General features: G+C 72.0%; 18 protein-coding genes. 11 read left to right on the top strand and 7 right to left on the bottom strand.

Features of this window, described 5'->3' with window-relative positions:
- Positions 1-18: 18 nt before the first annotated feature.
- Together AC07EG_RS10730 and AC07EG_RS10725 are read right to left on the bottom strand one after the other, a co-directional pair.
- Positions 19-915 (bottom strand): SDR family oxidoreductase, encoded by an 897-nt coding sequence (locus tag AC07EG_RS10730; RefSeq protein WP_478252819.1) that lies wholly within the window; start codon positions 913-915, stop codon positions 19-21.
- Positions 912-1,688, bottom strand: a complete 777-nt coding sequence (locus AC07EG_RS10725; RefSeq protein ID WP_478252818.1) for an SDR family oxidoreductase — start codon at positions 1,686-1,688, stop codon at positions 912-914. Before AC07EG_RS10725 ends, AC07EG_RS10730 begins: the two co-directional genes overlap by 4 nt.
- Before the next feature lie 67 nt (positions 1,689-1,755).
- On the opposite strand from AC07EG_RS10725, the gene AC07EG_RS10720 reads away from it, so the two are divergent.
- Genes AC07EG_RS10720 through AC07EG_RS10700 form a run of 5 tightly spaced genes read left to right on the top strand, consistent with a single transcriptional unit; the run spans position 1,756 to position 5,942 of the window.
- Complete coding sequence (locus tag AC07EG_RS10720; RefSeq protein WP_478252817.1) at positions 1,756-2,511, top strand: enoyl-CoA hydratase family protein; 756 nt, start codon at positions 1,756-1,758, stop codon at positions 2,509-2,511.
- Positions 2,501-3,364: a CoA transferase subunit A gene (locus tag AC07EG_RS10715; protein WP_478252816.1), complete on the top strand. Its 864-nt coding sequence runs from the start codon at positions 2,501-2,503 to the stop codon at positions 3,362-3,364. The genes AC07EG_RS10720 and AC07EG_RS10715 overlap by 11 nt, the downstream gene beginning before the upstream one ends.
- The gene (locus AC07EG_RS10710; protein WP_478252815.1) at positions 3,361-4,077 is read left to right on the top strand and encodes a CoA-transferase subunit beta; all 717 of its coding nucleotides are present in this window, start codon (positions 3,361-3,363) and stop codon (positions 4,075-4,077) included. The genes AC07EG_RS10715 and AC07EG_RS10710 overlap by 4 nt, the downstream gene beginning before the upstream one ends.
- On the top strand, positions 4,074-5,129 hold the full coding sequence (locus AC07EG_RS10705; protein ID WP_478252814.1) for an NAD(P)H-dependent flavin oxidoreductase: 1,056 nt from the start codon (positions 4,074-4,076) through the stop codon (positions 5,127-5,129). Before AC07EG_RS10710 ends, AC07EG_RS10705 begins: the two co-directional genes overlap by 4 nt.
- 9 nt (positions 5,130-5,138) lie before the next feature.
- Positions 5,139-5,942, top strand: a complete 804-nt coding sequence (locus AC07EG_RS10700) for an alpha/beta fold hydrolase (protein ID WP_478252813.1) — start codon at positions 5,139-5,141, stop codon at positions 5,940-5,942.
- On the opposite strand, the gene AC07EG_RS10695 is transcribed toward AC07EG_RS10700, so the two are convergent.
- From AC07EG_RS10695 to AC07EG_RS10675, 5 genes are all read right to left on the bottom strand, one after another.
- Entirely contained in the window at positions 5,926-6,483 is a 558-nt protein-coding gene (locus tag AC07EG_RS10695; RefSeq protein ID WP_478252812.1) for a sugar O-acetyltransferase, read from the bottom strand. The two genes, AC07EG_RS10700 and AC07EG_RS10695, sit on opposite strands and share 17 nt — an antisense overlap.
- A gap of 102 nt (positions 6,484-6,585) precedes the next feature.
- A complete protein-coding gene (locus AC07EG_RS10690) occupies positions 6,586-7,737 on the bottom strand; it encodes an acetyl-CoA C-acetyltransferase (RefSeq protein ID WP_478252811.1) in 1,152 nt (383 codons plus the stop codon).
- Positions 7,737-8,354, bottom strand: coding sequence for a TetR/AcrR family transcriptional regulator (locus tag AC07EG_RS10685; RefSeq protein WP_478252810.1), 618 nt, complete (start codon positions 8,352-8,354; stop codon positions 7,737-7,739). Before AC07EG_RS10685 ends, AC07EG_RS10690 begins: the two co-directional genes overlap by 1 nt.
- Positions 8,355-8,363: 9 nt before the next feature.
- Positions 8,364-9,128, bottom strand: coding sequence for an SDR family oxidoreductase (locus AC07EG_RS10680; RefSeq protein WP_478252809.1), 765 nt, complete (start codon positions 9,126-9,128; stop codon positions 8,364-8,366).
- Positions 9,125-10,258: an acyl-CoA dehydrogenase family protein gene (locus AC07EG_RS10675; protein WP_478252808.1), complete on the bottom strand. Its 1,134-nt coding sequence runs from the start codon at positions 10,256-10,258 to the stop codon at positions 9,125-9,127. The genes AC07EG_RS10680 and AC07EG_RS10675 overlap by 4 nt, the downstream gene beginning before the upstream one ends.
- Before the next feature lie 39 nt (positions 10,259-10,297).
- On the opposite strand from AC07EG_RS10675, the gene AC07EG_RS10670 reads away from it, so the two are divergent.
- From AC07EG_RS10670 to AC07EG_RS10645, 6 genes are read left to right on the top strand one after another with little or no spacing between them, the layout of a single operon-like run.
- The gene (locus tag AC07EG_RS10670; protein WP_478252807.1) at positions 10,298-11,755 is read left to right on the top strand and encodes a FadD3 family acyl-CoA ligase; all 1,458 of its coding nucleotides are present in this window, start codon (positions 10,298-10,300) and stop codon (positions 11,753-11,755) included.
- Positions 11,752-12,588 (top strand): enoyl-CoA hydratase, encoded by an 837-nt coding sequence (locus AC07EG_RS10665; protein WP_478252806.1) that lies wholly within the window; start codon positions 11,752-11,754, stop codon positions 12,586-12,588. Before AC07EG_RS10670 ends, AC07EG_RS10665 begins: the two co-directional genes overlap by 4 nt.
- Entirely contained in the window at positions 12,588-13,712 is a 1,125-nt protein-coding gene (locus AC07EG_RS10660) for an acyl-CoA dehydrogenase family protein (RefSeq protein ID WP_478252805.1), read from the top strand. Before AC07EG_RS10665 ends, AC07EG_RS10660 begins: the two co-directional genes overlap by 1 nt.
- Positions 13,709-14,593, top strand: a complete 885-nt coding sequence (locus tag AC07EG_RS10655) for an acyl-CoA dehydrogenase family protein (RefSeq protein ID WP_478252804.1) — start codon at positions 13,709-13,711, stop codon at positions 14,591-14,593. Before AC07EG_RS10660 ends, AC07EG_RS10655 begins: the two co-directional genes overlap by 4 nt.
- Positions 14,590-15,546, top strand: coding sequence for an acyl-CoA dehydrogenase family protein (locus AC07EG_RS10650; RefSeq protein WP_478252803.1), 957 nt, complete (start codon positions 14,590-14,592; stop codon positions 15,544-15,546). The genes AC07EG_RS10655 and AC07EG_RS10650 overlap by 4 nt, the downstream gene beginning before the upstream one ends.
- Positions 15,543-16,565: a fatty acid desaturase family protein gene (locus tag AC07EG_RS10645; protein ID WP_478252802.1), complete on the top strand. Its 1,023-nt coding sequence runs from the start codon at positions 15,543-15,545 to the stop codon at positions 16,563-16,565. Before AC07EG_RS10650 ends, AC07EG_RS10645 begins: the two co-directional genes overlap by 4 nt.
- Positions 16,566-16,567: the final 2 nt, after the last annotated feature.

Here is a 16,567-nt window from a genome sequence, read left to right as displayed (position 1 = left end):
AGAACCTGTCATGGTTTCTCAGGCGCCGTAGACCGGCTCCGGTTCGGGGGCCTCGGCCAGCAGTTCGGCCACCACCGGGCCCAGCTCGGCCGGCTCCCAGCGGGCGCCCTTGTCGCGTTGCGGGCCGTGCCGCCAGCCGGTGGCCACCGACACCCGCCCACCGTCCACTTCGAACACCCGGCCGGTCACCCCGGCCGACTCCGCGCTGCCCAGCCAGACCACCAGCGGGGAGACGTTCTCCGGCGCCATCGCGTCGAACCCGTCGCCCGCCGCCATCATCTCGGCGAACACCTCCTCGGTCATCCGCGTCCGCGCGGCCGGGGCGATCGCGTTCACCGTGACGCCGTACCGGGCCAGTTCGGCCGCCGCCACCACGGTCAGCCCGGCGATGCCCGCCTTGGCGGCGGAGTAGTTGCCCTGCCCGACGCTGCCGAGCAGGCCCGCACCGGAACTGGTGTTGATCACCCGCGCCGACGGCGTCCGGCCGGCCTTGGCCTCGGCCCGCCAGTGCACCGCGGCGTGGTGCAGCGGCGCGAAGTGGCCCTTGAGGTGCACCCGGACGACCGCGTCCCACTCCTGTTCGCCGAGCGTGACCAGCATCCGGTCCCGCACGAAGCCGGCGTTGTTGACCAGCACGTCCAACCGGCCGAACCGCTCCAGCGCGGTGCCGATGAGCCGTTTCGCACCCGCCCAGTCGGCCACGTCGCCGGTGTTCGCGACGGCCTGCCCGCCCAGCGCCTCGATCTCGGCGACCACCTGCGCGGCGGGCCCGTCCGAGGGGCCGCTGCCGTCGGCGGCCACCCCGGCGTCGTTCACCACGACCGAAGCGCCCTCCGCCGCGAACGCCAGCGCGTGCGCGCGGCCGATGCCCCGGCCCGCTCCGGTCACCACGACCACCCGGCCGTCCACGATCATGCCCGCTCCTCGGATTGTGCGTTGCTCGCCGCCAGGAACGCCGGTACCTCGCCCCCGCCGTGCACGGTCAGCGTGGTCCCGCTGATGTAGGCGGCCTTCGACGAGGCGAGGAAAACCGCGCACGAACCGATTTCCGCCGGTTCCGCGAGCCGTCCCAGCGGCACCGTGCGGCCCGCCGCCGCGACCCCAGCCTCGTCGCCGTAGTGCAGGTGGGCCTGTTCGGTGCGCACCAGGCCCGCCGCGATCGCCACCACCCGGACCTTCGGCGCCCATTCCACCGCGAGGCTGGCGGTGAGGTTCGCCAGCCCGGCCTTGGCGGCGCCGTAGGAAGCCGTGCCGGGGGACGCCCGGCCACCGCTCACGCTGCCGACGTTGACGATCACCCCGCCGGAGTCCTGCTGCCGCATCACCGAATTCGCGCACCGCGCGACGGTCAGCGGCGCCAGCAGGTTCAGCGCGACCACCTTCTCGTGGAACCGCGGCGACGCCCGCGCGGCCTCGGCGTACGGTGCCCCACCGGCGTTGTTGACCACCACGTCGAGCCGCCCGTACCGCTCGGTGATCCGCTCGACGAGCCGTTCGACCTGCTCCGGTTCACACACGTCGCACGGCAGGAAATCCGCGCCCGGCAAGGCATCCGGTGCCTTCCGCCCGCAGACCACCACGCGGGCGCCGACCTCGGTGAAGGCCGCGGTGATCCCGGCGCCGACCCCTCGCGCACCACCGGTGACCAGCACGACGGCACCGCCGAGGCCGAGTTCCCAGGTGGTCATGGCCTGCCCTTCCGACGGCTGCCCTGCTAACGTACCAAGCAAGTGCTAGGTTTGGCGAGAGGCCCACATGCCCATCACCACCGAACGTCCAGAGCCGGGCATCGCCGTGGTCACGGTGAACGCACCCCCGGTCAACGCCCTGCCCGTGCGGGGCTGGTTCGACCTCGCGGGCGCCGTCCGCGCCGCCGGGGCCGACGGCAGCTGCCACGTCGTGGTGCTCCGCGCCGAAGGCCGGGGCTTCAACGCCGGGGTCGACATCAAGGAGATCCAGGCCGATTCCGGGTACACCGCGCTGATCGGCGCCAACCAGGGCTGCGCGGCGGCGTTCGCCGCGGTCTACGACTGCGCGGTGCCGGTGATCGCCGCCGTGCAGGGCTTCTGCCTCGGCGGCGGCATCGGCCTCGTCGGCAACGCCGATGTGGTGATCGCCAGTGAGGACGCCAGTTTCGGCCTGCCCGAAGTGGACCGCGGCGCGCTCGGCGCGGCCACGCACCTGGCCAGGCTGGTGCCCCAGCACCTGATGCGCACGCTGTACTTCACCGCGAGCACCATCGACGCGCACCAGCTCCACCACCACGGGTCGGTCTACTCCGTGGTGCCGCGGCAGGAACTGGACGAGTCCGCGCTGGCGCTGGCCCGCACGATCGCGGCCAAGGACACGCGGGTGATCCGCGCGGCGAAGCAGGCGCTCAACGGGATCGACCCGCAGCACGTGCACCGCAGCTACCGCTTCGAACAGGGCTTCACCTTCGAACTGAACCTCGCGGGCGTTTCGGACGAAGCCCGGCAGCAGTTCCTGGACAGGGGGAAGAATGCCGGATAAGCGAACGACCCCGGACGAGATCGTCGCCGAACTGCGGGACGGGATGACCGTCGGCATCGGCGGCTGGGGGTCCCGGCGCAAGCCGATGGCGCTGGTCCGCGCGCTGCTGCGGTCGCCGGTCAAGGACCTGACCGTGGTTTCCTACGGCGGTCCGGACGTGGGCCTGCTGGCGTCGGCGGGCAAGATCCGGCGGCTGGTGTTCGGTTTTGTCACGCTCGACTCGATCCCGTTCGACCCCTGGTTCGGCCGGGTGCGCGAACGGGGCGCGATCGAGGTCACCGAGTACGACGAGGGTGCGCTCGGCACCGCGCTTTCCGCTGCCGCACAACGACTTCCGTTCCTGCCGACGCGGGCCGGACTGGGCTCGGCGGTGCTGGACGTCAATCCGCACCTGCACACCATCCGCTCGCCGTACGAGGACGGTGAGGAACTGCTCGCCGTGCCGGCGTTGGAGCTGGACGCGGCGCTGATCCACCTGAACCGCGCCGACGCCCGCGGCAACGCCCAGTACCTCGGCCCGGATCCGTACTTCGACGAGCTGTTCGCCTTGGCCGCCGCACGCACCTTCGTCAGCGTCGAGAAGATCGTCGGCACCGCCGAACTGCTGGCGGGCGGACCGGTGCAAAGCCTGCTGCTGAACCGGAGTGCGGTCGACGGCGTGGCGGAAACCCCGCGTGGCGCGCACTTCACCACGGCCGCGCCCGACTACGGCCGGGACGAACGGTTCCAGCGCCACTACGCCGAATCCGCCAGGGACCCGGACCGGTGGCCCGCGTTCGCCGACCGCTTCCTCAGCGGCGACGAGCAGCGGTACCAGGACGAGGTCGCGAAGTTCACCGAGGAGACCGCATGAGCGCCACCCGAGCCGAGGTGGCCGCGGTCGCCTGCGCGGAGTTGTTCCGCGGTGACGGCGAAATCCTGGTCAGCCCGATGGGCCTGCTGCCGTCGATCGGCGCGCGGCTGGCCCGGCTCACCTTCGAACCCGACCTGCTGCTGAGCAACGGCGAGGCGTACCTGGTCGACGCCGAGGGCGTGGTCGAGGGCTGGCAGCCGTTCCGCAGGGTGCTCGACACCGTGGTGCCGCACGGGAAACGCCACGTGGTGATGGGCGCGAACCAGGTCAGCCGCTACGGCGACCAGAACATCTCAGCGATCGGCGAGCACGCCCGCCCGGTCAAGCAGCTGCTCGGCGTGCGCGGCGGGCCGGGGAACACGGTCAACCACCGCACCAGCTACTGGGTGCCCCGGCACGGCAAGCGGGTGTTCGTGGCCGAAGTGGACGTGGTGTCCGGCGTCGGTTACCAGCGGGCCAGGGGTTTCCCGTTCCACGACGTGCACCGCGTGGTCACCAACCTGGCCGTGCTCGACTTCGGCGGGCCGGGCCGCAGCATGCGGCTGGTGTCCACGCACCCCGGTGTCTCGGTCGACGAGGTCTGCGCGAACACCTCGTTCGAGCTGCACACCGAGGGCGTCACCGAGACCAGGGAACCGACCGGCGAGGAGCTGCGGCTGCTCCGGGAGGTCGTGGACCCGAAGGGCCGCCGGGACCGCGAGGTGCCGTCGTGAGGACCGCGCTGACCGAGCTGACCGGGGTCCGGCACCCGGTGGTCCAGACCGGGATGGGCTGGGTGGCCGGGCCGCGGCTGGTGTCCGCCACCGCCGAGGGCGGCGGGCTCGGCATCCTCGCGTCGGCGACGATGACCTACGAGGAACTCGCCACCGCGCTCAAGGAAACCAAGCTGCGCACGGCGGCGCCGTTCGGCGTCAACTTGCGGGCCGACACCGGGGACGCGGGGGCCCGGGTCGACCTGCTCATCGCCGAAGGCGTCAAGGTCGCCTCGTTCGCGCTGGCCCCCGAGCCGGACATGATCGCCAAGCTCAAGGACCACGGCGTGGTGGTCATCCCGTCCGTCGGGGCCGCGCGGCACGCCGAGAAGGTGGCGAACTGGGGTGCCGACGCGGTCATCGTGCAGGGCGGCGAGGGCGGCGGGCACACCGGCGGGGTGGCCACCACGCTGCTGCTGCCGTCGGTGCTGGACGCGGTGGACATCCCGGTGGTGGCGGCGGGCGGCTTCTTCGACGGGCGGGGCCTGGCCGCCGCGCTGGCCTACGGCGCGGCCGGGGTGGCGATGGGCACCCGGTTCCTGCTCACCCGCGAGAGCACCGTGCCGGACGCGGTCAAGCACGCGTACCTGGCGCGCGGCCTCGGGGACACCGTGGTGACCCGCAAGGTCGACGGCCTGCCGCACCGCGTGCTGCGCACCGGGCTGGTCGACGCGCTGGAGCGGTCCGGGCGGCTCACCGGCTTCGCCAGGGCCGTGGCCAACGCCGCGCGGTTCCGCCGGATCACCGGGCTGAGCTGGCGGTCCATGCTGCGTGAGGGCGTCGCGATGAAGCGCGGCGGCGATCGTGACTGGGCGCAGGTGCTGATGGCGGCGAACACCCCGATGCTGCTGCGCGCCGGGCTGGTCGGCGGCGACCCCGAGGCGGGTGTGCTGGCGTCCGGGCAGGTGGTTGGCCTGCTCGAGGACCTGCCGCCGGTGGCCGCGCTGATCGAGCAGATCGTGGGCGACGCGGAGCGGATCCTTCGGCGTCTCGGCCGGGGTTGGTGTGCTTGACTTCGGGGCATGATCTCCCAGCGTTGCCCGGTCGTCGACGGTGAGCTGCAGGTCGAGTCCACCGGCGAGGGCCCGCCGCTGCTGATGATCGCCGGCGGGCTGGGTTCCGGGGAGAGCTACCGGGCCCTGGCCAAGCGGCTGAGCAGCGACTACACCGTGCTGACCTACGACCGGCGCGGGCACTTCCGCAGCACCGACCGCACCACCGGCCCGATCCCGGTGAGCCTGCAGGCCGACGACGCGCGGGCGGTGGCCGAGCACGCCGGGCTCGGCCGGGTGACCGTGTTCGGCACCAGCGCGGGGGCGTTGATCGGGCTGGACCTGGCCGCGCGGCACCCGGAGGTGCTGACCGGGCTGATCGCCCACGAACCACCGCTGATCAGCCTGCTGCCGGACGCCTGCGAGTGGATGGAGTTCGCCGAGGCGCAGGTCACCGCGTGCGAGAAGGGGGACCTGATCGGCGCGTTCACCCAGTTCGTCGGCTCGCTCGCCGGGGCGGGGCTGCCGGAGCTGAAGATGGTCCGCCTGCCGAACGAGGACGAGTGGAACTTCCTGTTCACCAGGGAGATCCGGCAGTTCTACGGCTACGAACCCGATCTGGTGGCGCTGCGGCGGTCGCGGGTGGAGATCACCCCGATCGCGGGCCGCGAGAGCCGGGGCTACTACCACTACCGGCCGGCGAAAACGCTCGCGCTGGAACTGGGCCAGCCGTTCGCCGAGGTCCCCGGCGCGCACCTGGCCCCGCAACGCAACCCGAGGGCCTTCGAAGCCGCCCTGCGGGAGCTGCTCGCCGAGCTCACAGCGACCGGATGACCCTCGCCGGGTTGCCCGCGGCGAACACCTTGCCCGGCAGGTCCCTGGTCACCACACTGCCCGCCCCCACCACGGTGTCGTCCCCCACGGTCACCCCGGCGCAGACGGTCACCCCGCCGCCGAACCAGACGTTGTCGCCGATGGTGATGGGCGCCGCGCTCTCCCACCGCTGACGGCGGGCCTCGTGGTCCTCCATCGGGTGCAGGGCGGTCAGCAGTTGCGCCCTGGGCCCGATCGACACGTCGTCCCCGATGCGGATGGGAGCGCAGTCCAGGAGGATCGCGTCGTAGTTGAGGAACGAGTTGGCGCCGATTTCGATCAGGTAGCCGTAGTCGCACTGGAAGCGGGGCATGATCCAGGAGCCCTCGCCGAACTCGCCGAGCAGTTCGCGGAGCAACTCTTCCCTGCGTTGCCCGGCCTCCGGCTCGGTCGCGTTGAACTCGGTGCACAAGCGCTGCGCCCGATACCGCTCGGCGACCAGCTCGGGATCGTTGTCACGGTACAACTCGCCGCGCAACATGCGCTCCTTGTGCTCACCCATGAGATGAGGCTAGATCAACTCGCCGCGTCGGAGCCATGGCTCCAATCGATCAGCCGCGACCCACCACTCGAGCCAGGAGGAGGCTCGGCAAGAGCCGCCGGGTCACAGGCGTTCGATGATGGTCACGTTCGCCGTTCCGCCGCCTTCGCACATGGTTTGCAGGCCGTACCGGGCTTCCCGCCGGTCCAGTTCGTGGAGCAGGGTGGCGAACAGCTTCGTGCCGGTGGCGCCGATCGGGTGACCCAGGGCGATGCCGCCGCCGTTGACGTTGACCCGGGCCGGGTCGGCGCCCGTTTCGTCCAGCCACGCCAGGACGACGCTGGCGAAAGCCTCGTTCACCTCGAACAGGTCGATGTCGCCGATGGACAGCCCCGTGCGGCGCAGGGCGTGCGCGGTCGCCGGGATGGGACCCGTCAGCATCCACACCGGGTCCGCGGCGCGCACGGACAGGTGGTGGATGCGTGCCCGCGGCCGGAGACCGTGCTCCTGCACAAAAGCCGCGGAAGCGATCAGCGTCGCGGAAGCGCCGTCCGAGATCTGGCTCGCCACGGCGGCGGTCAGCTCCGAACCCGGGCTCAGCGGCTTCAGCGAGGCCATCCGCTCCAGCGAGGTGTCCCGCCGCGGTCCCTCGTCCCGGCGGAAGTCGCCGAACGGCACGAGTTCGGCGTCGAACCGGCCCGAGTCGATGGCGGCGAGCGCCCGCTGGTGGCTGGTGAACGCGTACTCCTCCAGCTGCGCGCGCGGGAAACCCCAGTGCGAAGCGATCATCTCCGCCGCGTGGAACTGCGAGACCGCCGCGGCGCCGTAGCGTTCCTGCCAGCCCTTCGACCCGGAGAACGGGTCCTCGAACCCGTGCTCCCGCCCGGCCAGCACGGCCGCGCTGATCGGGATCTGGCTCATGTTCTGCACCCCGCCCGCCAGCACCAGGTCCATCGTGCCGCTGAGCACCGCCTGCGCGGCGAAGTGCACCGCCTGCTGGCTGGACCCGCACTGCCGGTCCACGGTGACCCCCGGCACGTGGTGCGGGAACCCCGCCGCCAGCCACGCCGTCCTGGCGATGTTGCCCGCCTGCGGCCCGAGCGTGTCCGTGCAGCCGAGGATCACGTCGTCGACCAGCGACGGCTCCACCCCGGCGCGCCCGACCACCGCCTCGATCACGTGAGCGGCGAGATCGGCGGGGTGCACGGTGCTCAGCGCACCACCCCGCCTGCCCACCGGGGTGCGCACGGCGTCGAGCACGTAGGCCTCGGCCATCACGTCTCCTTCTTCACGCGGCGCCGCTTCGTCGCGATGCCGTCGAGCAGGATGCCGAGGTACTGCGCGGCCACGTCGGCCGCGGACAGCGTGCCCTCGGGGTTGTACCACCGCACGGCCACCCAGACGGTGTCGCGGACGAACCGGTAGACCAGTTCGATGTCCAGGTCGGCGCGGAACTCACCGGTGCTGATGCCCTCGGCGAGCAGGTCGTGCCACAGCTCGCGGAACTCGGCGTTGCGCGTGCCGAGGTAGGCGAAGCGCGGGAACTTGGCCAGGTGCTTGGCCTCGTTCTGGTAGATCTCCACCTCCGCCGGGTGCCGGTGGATGGCGTCGAACGACGCCGCCACCACCGCTTCCAGCGTCTTGCGCGGCCCCAGCCGGGATTCGACGATCTCGGTGTAGGTGCCGAACAGCTCGTCGAGGAAGCCGGTGAGGATCTCGTCGGCGATCTGCTCCTTGGAGTCGAAGTGGTGGTACAGGCTGCCGGAGAGGATGCCCGCGGCGTCGGCGATGTCGCGCACGGTGGTGGAGACGAACCCGCGCTCGGCGAACAACCCGGCGGCGATGCCCAGCAGTTCGGCCCGGCGGCCGGAGTTCGGTCCTGGCTTGCTCATCGGCTTCCCTCACGCGTGCTGGCTGGAAACGGAGACCACCTCGCCGGTCAGGTACGAGGCGTAGTCACTGGCGAGGAACACCATCACATTCGCCACCTCCCACGGTTCGGCCGCCCTGCCGGAAACCTCCCGCGCGGTCAGCTCGGCCAGCGTCTCCTCGCTGGTCACCTTGGCCAGGAACGGGTGCATGGCCAGGCTCGGCGCCACCGCGTTGACCCGGATGCCGTGCGCGGCGACGTCGACCGCGGCGCACCGGGTCAGCGCCATCACCCCGGCCTTCGCCGCGGCGTAGTGCGCCTGCCCCGCCTGGGCCCGCCAGCCGAGCACCGAGGCGTTGTTCACCACCGCTCCCCCGCCGCCCTGCTCGACGAACCGCCGCAGCGCGGCCCTGGTCACCCGGAAGGTGCTGTGCAGCGTCACCTCCAGCACCGCCGACCACTCGTCGTCCGTCATGTCCAGAATGGACTTGCTGCCGCCGAGCCCGGCGTTGTTGATCAGCACGTCGATCCGGCCGTGGTGCGCGACCGCCCCGTCGATCAGGGCCTGGACCTGCGAGCCGTCGGTGACGTCGCACGGGATCGCCGGCACCCCGAGTTCCGCCGCCTTCTCGGCCAGCCTGCGTTCGTGCCGGTCGCTGAGCACCACCCTGGCGCCCTCCGCCAGGCAGCGCTTCGCCACCGCGGACCCGATCCCGGTGCCCGCCGCGGCGGTGATCACCACCACCTTGTCCCGCAGCAGGTCACGGCCTTCCGGGTAGTTCGGCACGGGGATCAAGGACGGGCCTCCCTGGGCAGGCCGAGCACCCGCTCGGCGATCACGTTGCGCTGGACCTCGTTGGAGCCGCCGTAGATGGTGTCGGCGCGGGTGAACAGGTAGAGCCGCTGCCACTCGTCCAGTTCGCCGGCGAGCACGGATTCCCGGCCGCGCACCAGCATCGCCAGCTCCCCGAGCGAGCGGTGCCAGTTCGCCCAGACCAGTTTGGCCACTTCGGGCACCCCCGGCGAGCTGTCGCCGAGCGTGCGCCGGGCGTGCGCGTTCATCACTTCGAGGCCGACCCTGGCACGCGCCAGCCGTTCGGCGACGTACGGGTCCTCCGCCGAACCGTTGCGCTCGGCCAGCTCCGTCAGCGCCCGCAGCTCACGCCGGAAGCCGACCTGCTGCCCGAGTGTGGCGACCCCGCGTTCGAAGCCGAGCGTGGCCATCGCGACCCGCCAGCCGTCACCCGGCTCGCCGACCACCAGGTCACGGGCGGTGCGGGCACCGTCGAAGAACACCTCGTTGAACTCCGAGGTGCCGGTCAGCTGCACGATCGGCCGGACCTCGACACCCGGCTGCCGCATCGGCACCAGCAGGTAGGACAGTCCCCTGTGGCGCTTCGAACCCGGTTCGGTGCGGGCCAGCACGAAGCACCAGCCGGCCTGCTGCGCCAGCGAGGTCCACACCTTCTGCCCGTGCAGCACCCATTCGTCCCCGTCGAGCACGGCGGTGGTCGACACCGCGGCCAGGTCCGACCCGGCTCCCGGCTCGGAGTAACCCTGGCACCAGAGTTCCTCGACGGCGGCGATCCCGGGCAGGAACCTCCGCTGCTGCGCCGGGGTGCCGAACTCGATCAGCGTCGGCCCGAGCAGCTGCTCGCCGAGGTGCCCGACCTTCGCCGGCGCGTTCGCCCTGGCGTACTCCTCGTGGAAGATCACCTGCTCGTCCAGGGTGGCGCCGCGGCCGCCGTGCTCCCGCGGCCAGCCGAGGCAGGTCCAGCCGCCGGCGGCGAGCCGCCGTTCCCAGGCCAGCCGCTGCTCGAACGCCTCGTGCTCGCGGCCGGGACCGCCGAGCCCGCGCACCGCGGCGAACTCACCGGCCAGGTTCTCGGCCAGCCAGTCGCGCACCCGTTCCCGGAACTCGGTCACGCTGCTACCCTACCAAGCACTTGCTAGGGAGCGAAGACCTTGAACCGTCCGGACACGATTCCCGCCGCACTGGCCGCCACGGCCGCCCGGCTGCCCCGTGGTGAAGCGCTCGTGGACGGCGAGGTGCGACTCGACTGGACGCGGTTGCACGAGCAGGTGCTCGGCCGGGCGGCGTGGTTCGCCGAGCGCGGGGTCCGCCCCGGTGACCGGGTGGCGTTGTGCGCGCCCAACACGCACCACTGGGTGATCGCGGCGCTGGGCGCGCTGACCGCCGGGGCGGTGCTCATCCCGATCAACACCCGGTTCACCGGCCCGGAGATGCGTGACGTGATCACCCGCGGGGCGGCGAAGGCGCTGGTGGTCACCGACGACTTCCTCGACCGCGACCGGCTGGCCGAGATCGGTGACGCCCGGCCGGAGGTGGTCCTGCGGGTGCCGGCCGACTGGACCGAAACCACCTCCACGGCGTTCGACCGGCCGGTCGGGCCGGACGACCTCGCCGACATCCTGTTCACCTCGGGCACCACCGGCCGCAGCAAGGGCGCGATGACCAGCCACCGCCGGTCGCTCGGTGTGGCCGCGGCCTGGGCCGAGCGCGCCGGGCTCACCCCGGACGACCGCTACCTGGTGCTCAACCCGTTCTTCCACACCTTCGGCTACAAGGCCGGTCTGCTCGCGGCGGTGCTGCGGGGCAGCACGATCGTGCCGCAGGCCACCTTCGACCCCGTCCGCACGATGCGGTTGGTCGAAACCGAGCGGATCACCGTGCTGCCCGGCGCGCCGACGGTCTTCCAGGTGCTGCTGGACCACCCGGACCGGCCGTCGCACGACCTGTCGTCCCTGCGGCTCGCGGTGACCGGCGCGGCCACCGTGCCGGTGCCGCTGATCGAGCGCATGCGCACCGACCTGGGCTTCGGCACCGTGCTCACCGCCTACGGGCTGACCGAAGCCGTGGTGGCCACGATGTGCCGCCCCGGCGACGACCCGGTCACCGTGGCCACCACCTGCGGCACCGCGGCGGCCGGGTTCGAGGTGCGGATCGCCGGTTCCGGCGAAGTGCTGCTGCGCGGCCCGAACACCATGCTCGGCTACCTCGACGACCCGGCGGCCACCGCCGAGGCCATCGACGCCGACGGCTGGCTGCACACCGGGGACGCCGGTGCGCTCGACGAACGCGGCTACCTGCGGATCACCGACCGCATCAAGGACGTGTACATCTGCGGCGGCTTCAACGTCTACCCCGCCGAGGTGGAACAGGCGCTCGCGCGCTTGCCCGGGGTGACCGAATCGGCGGTGATCGGCGTGCCGGACGAGCGCCTCGGTGAGGTCGGCGCGGCGTACGTCGTCGGCCATGGACTGTCCGAAGAGGACGTTATACAGCACTGCGAGGCGAACCTGGCCAACTACAAGCGGCCGCGGCGGGTGGTCTTCGTCGGAGCACTGCCGCGCAACGCATCCGGGAAAGTACTCAAACGCGAACTCCGGGAGACCCCATGACGGTGCGGTACGAGCAACACGACGCGGTCGCCGTGGTGACGATGGACCGCCCCGGCTACCGGAACGCGCAGAACTCGGCGATGACCTACGCGCTGGACGACGCCTTCTCCCGGGCGGTGGACGACGATTCGGTCAAGGTGGTCGTGCTCGCCGGGGCGGGCGAGCACTTCTCGGCCGGGCACGACATCGGCTCACCGGGCCGCGACGCGGACACCTCCTTCGACCGCCGTTCGGTGCTGTGGTGGGACCACACCACCCGGTCCGGCGGCGACCGGCGGTTCGCCCGCGAATCAGAGGTCTACCTGGGCATGTGCCGCCGCTGGCGGGAGATCCCGAAGCCGATGATCGCCAGCGTGCAGGGGGCCTGCATCGCCGGTGGGCTGATGCTGGCCTGGTCGTGCGACCTGATCGTGGCCTCGGAGGACGCGTTCTTCGCCGATCCCGTGGTGCGCATGGGCATCCCGGGGGTCGAGTACTTCGCCCACCCGTGGGTGCTCGGACCGCGTGCGGCCAAGGAGGTGCTGTTCACCGGCGAACGGTTCACCGCCGTGCAGGCGAAGGAATGGGGCATGCTGAACCGGGTCGTGCCCCGCGAGGACCTGGAAGCGGAGACGCTGGCGCTCGCCGGGAAGATCGCCGCCATGCCCGCGTTCGGCCTGGCGCTGGCCAAGAAGGCGGTGAACCAGGCGGAGGACCTGATGGGCCTGCGCGCGGGCATGGACTCCGTGTTCGGCCTGCACCACTTCGCGCACGCGCACAACGCCGAGGTCGCCGGGGGTGACTCGCTCGGCGGTCAGGACGCCCGCTCGATGCGGGACGCGGGGCAGTCCTGATGGACCTGGACCTGCCCGAATCGACGCTGGCGTTCCGCACCGAGGTGCGTGACTGGCTGGCCGAGCACGTCGTGACGCTGCCGTCCTTCGACACGGCCGAAGGTTTCGCGCTGCACCGGGAATGGGAAGCCGAACTCGCTGACGCGCGGCTGTCCGCGGTCTCCTGGCCGGTGGAGTTCGGCGGCCGTGACGTGTCCCTCCTGGACTGGCTGGTCTTCGAGGAGGAGTACTACGCGGCGGGCGCTCCCGGCCGGGTCAACCAGAACGGCCTGTTCATGCTCGCGCCCACGTTGTTCTCCCACGGCACCCCCGGGCAGCGCGCCCGCGTCCTGCCGAAGATGGCGCGTGCCGAGGAGGTCTGGGCGCAGGCGTGGTCGGAACCCGAGGCCGGCAGCGACATCGCGGCCCTGCGCAGCACCGCCACGCGCACCACCGGCGGCTGGCTGCTGTCCGGGCAGAAGACGTGGAGCTCCCGCGCCGCCTTCGCGGACAAGGCGTTCGGGTTGTTCCGCAGCGACCCGTCGGCCGTCCGGCACCGCGGGCTCACCTACTTCATGGTCGACCTGCGGGCCGATGGTGTGCGGGTGCGGCCGATCGCCCAGCTCGACGGTGAGCCGGGCTTCGCGGAGCTGTTCTTCGACGAGGTCTTCGTGCCGGAGGAGGACGTGATCGGTGAACCCGGCGAGGGCTGGCGCGTGGCGATGACCACGGCGAACAACGAACGCGGGCTGTCGCTGCGCAGCCCCGGCCGGTTCCTGGCCACGGCCGAGCGCCTGGTCCGGTTGTGGTCCGAAACGCGTGACCCGGCAATGGCCGATCGGGTCGCCGACGCCTGGATCGGCGCCCGTGCCTACCAGCTCCACACGTTCGGCACCGCCACCCGGCTCGCCGAGGGCGCCGCGCTGGGGCCGGAATCCAGTGTGAACAAGCTCTTCTGGTCGCAGTTGGACGTGTCGATGCACGAGACCGCGCTGGACCTGCTGGGGCCGTCGGCCGAGGTGGCCGGGGACTGGCCGGATGGCTGGCTGTTCTCCCTGGCCGGGCCCATCTACGGCGGAACCGACCAGATCCAGCGCAACATCGTCGCCGAGCGGCTGCTCGGCCTGCCGCGAGGTGATCGATGAAGTTCGCGTTGTCCGCCGAGCAGGCCGATTTCGCCGCCGCCGTCGACGGCTACCTGTCCAGATCGGACTGCGCTGCCGCTGCCCGCGCCTGGGCGGCGGACGACCTCGGGCCGGGCATGAAGCTGTGGCACGGCCTCGGCTCACTGGGGCTGACCGGCCTGCTGGACTCCGGCGGCTCGCTGGTCGATCTCGTGGTCGCGGTCGAACGGCTCGGGTACCACGCGGTGCCGGGGCCGTGGGTCGAGACGGCGGCCGTGCTGCCCGCGCTGGCGATCGAAGCCGGCGGGCGGCTGGCATCGGTGGTGCTGCCACCACACGTGCCGCATGGGCTGGACGCCGATGTCGCCGACGTCCGCCTCCTGCTCACGCCCGACGGCGTGCACGGGTTCGAGCCCGGGGAACGACTGCGTTCGGTCGACCGGGCGCGCCGGTTGTTCAAGCCGGAGCCCGGCGCACGCCTCGGTGACGCCGTGCCGCTCGCCTTCGAGCACGGTGCGCTGGCCACGGCGGCGCAGCTGCTCGGCGCCGGGCAGTGGCTGCTGGACACGTCGGTGGCGTATGCGAAGCAGCGCAAGCAGTACGGCCGGGAGATCGGGAGCTACCAGGCGATCAAGCACCTGCTGGCGGACACCGCCACCGCGCTGGAACTGGCGCGGCCGCTGCTGCACGCCGCCGCGCTGACCACCGCGGCCCGAGATGTCTCGGCGGCCAAGGTCGCCGCTGGTCAGGCCGCCTCGCTGGCCGCGCGGACCGGGCTCCAGGTGCACGGCGCGATCGGCTACACCGCCGAACACGACCTCGGCCTGCGGCTGACGAAGGTGCGGGCGCTGGCCGGGGTGTGGGGCACGCCCGCCTTCCACCGCGGCCGGGTGCTGGCGTGAGCACGGCGGAGGAACTCGGCGCCCTGCGTGATTCGGTGCGCACCGCGTTGTCCCGCGGGGCGTCCTGGGAAGTGCTGTGCGAGCAGATCGGGGTCGCCGCGCTGGCCGTGCCGGAGGAGCACGGCGGCCTGGGTGCCGGTCTGCCCGAGCTGGCCGTGGTCGCGTCGGAGTTCGGCCGGGTGCTCTCGCCGCTGCCGTTCCTCTCGACGTCCATCGCCGCACTGGCACTGGCGCGTCCGCTGACCACCGGCACCATTGCTTGGTCGGGCTTCACCGCGTCGGGGTCCGTGGTGGACGGTTGTGACCGGTACGTGCTCGACGGCGACTCGGCCGAGCTGCTGCTCGTGGTGGCCGACGCGTTGTACGCGGTGCCGACCGACCAGCCGGGCGTCCGGCGCGTGCCCTCCCCCACCATGGACGAGACCCGCCGGCTGGCGACCGTGGAACTCCACCAGGCGCACGCCGACCGCCTCGGTGAGCTCGATCCGGCGTTGTTCGACCAGGCGTGCGTGCTGCTGGCGGCCGAGCAGACCGGGGCGATGGCGCGGGCGTTCGAGATCACGCTCGAGTACACGAAGCAGCGGCGGCAGTTCGGCCGGGCGATCGGGAGCTTCCAGGCGATCAAGCACCGGCTCGCCGACCTGTACGTGCTGGTGGAAACCTCGCGGTCGTGCGTGGAGGCAGCCGCCGCCGACCTCTCGCTGGCGCCGGTGGCGAAGGTGCACTGCTCGGAGGCGTTCAGCGCGGTCGCCGCGGAGATGATCCAGTTGCACGGTGGTATCGGCATCACCTGGGAGCACCCGGCGCACCGGTACTTCAAGCGCGCGCACGGCAGCGGCGAGCTCTTCGGGCCGCCGCGGGAACACCTGCGGCGGGTGGGGCCAGCCCTACCCCCGGCCGGGGTGCGGACCGGCTACCGGCCCGGGGCGGCGATCAGCAGACTCGACGCGTGACCACACAGCCCCTCACCCGAGCCACGGAGACCGGCAGCGATTTCGCCCGGCTGTCGCGGCGGATCAACCAGGCCGGCCTGCTGGACCGGCGCCCCGGCTACTACGCGCTGCGGATCGGCGTGGTGACCGCGTTGTCCGCCGCGACCTGGACCCTGTTCGCCCTGCTCGGCGATTCGTGGGCGACGCTGCTCGCCGCCGTGCTGCTGGCCGTGTTGTTCGGCCAGATCGCGTTGCTCTCGCACGACCTCGCGCACCGCCAGGTCTTCCGCACGCGGCGGCCGAGCGAGGTCGCCGGGCGGCTGGCGGGCAACCTCGGCATCGGCATGAGCTACGGGTGGTGGATGGACAAGCACACCCGGCACCACGCGAACCCGAACCACGAGGAACTCGACCCGGACGTGGACCCGGACGTGCTGGTCTGGTCGAAGGACCAGGCGCGGGCGGCCAAGGGCATCCCGCGGTTCATCGGGCGGTACCAGGCCCACCTGTTCTTCCCGCTGCTCACGCTGGAGGGGCTGAACCTGCACTGGTCGGGCATCCGGGCGGTGCTGAAGCCGGGGCTCAGGCGGCGTGGCCTGGAGGCGGGCCTGCTCTTCGCCCACTTCGCCCTGTACCTCGGCGCGGTGTTCCTGGTGCTCTCCCCGGTCAAGGCCCTCGTGTTCATCGCCGTGCACCAGGGGCTCTGGGGTGTCTACATGGGATCGATCTTCGCGCCGAACCACAAGGGCATGCCCACCCTGACCGGGAACGACCGCCCCGACTTCCTGCGGCGGCAGGTGCTCACCTCACGCAACGTGCGTGGTGGCTGGTTCGTCGACACCGCCATGGGCGGGTTGAACTACCAGATCGAGCACCACCTGTTCCCGAGCATGCCGACCCCGCACCTGCGGCGCGCGCAGCCGATCGTGCGCGACTACTGCGCCGAAATCGGGGTCCCGTACCACGAAACCGGCCTGATCGACTCCTACGCCCAAGCCCTGCGCCACCTCCACGAAGCCGGTTCCCCCATCCGCGCCTGACG

This window comes from Amycolatopsis sp. NPDC045836, from assembly GCF_056431745.1.
The sequence above is the reverse complement of the archived record's forward strand: the minus strand, read 5'-3'. Positions and strand labels throughout refer to the sequence as shown.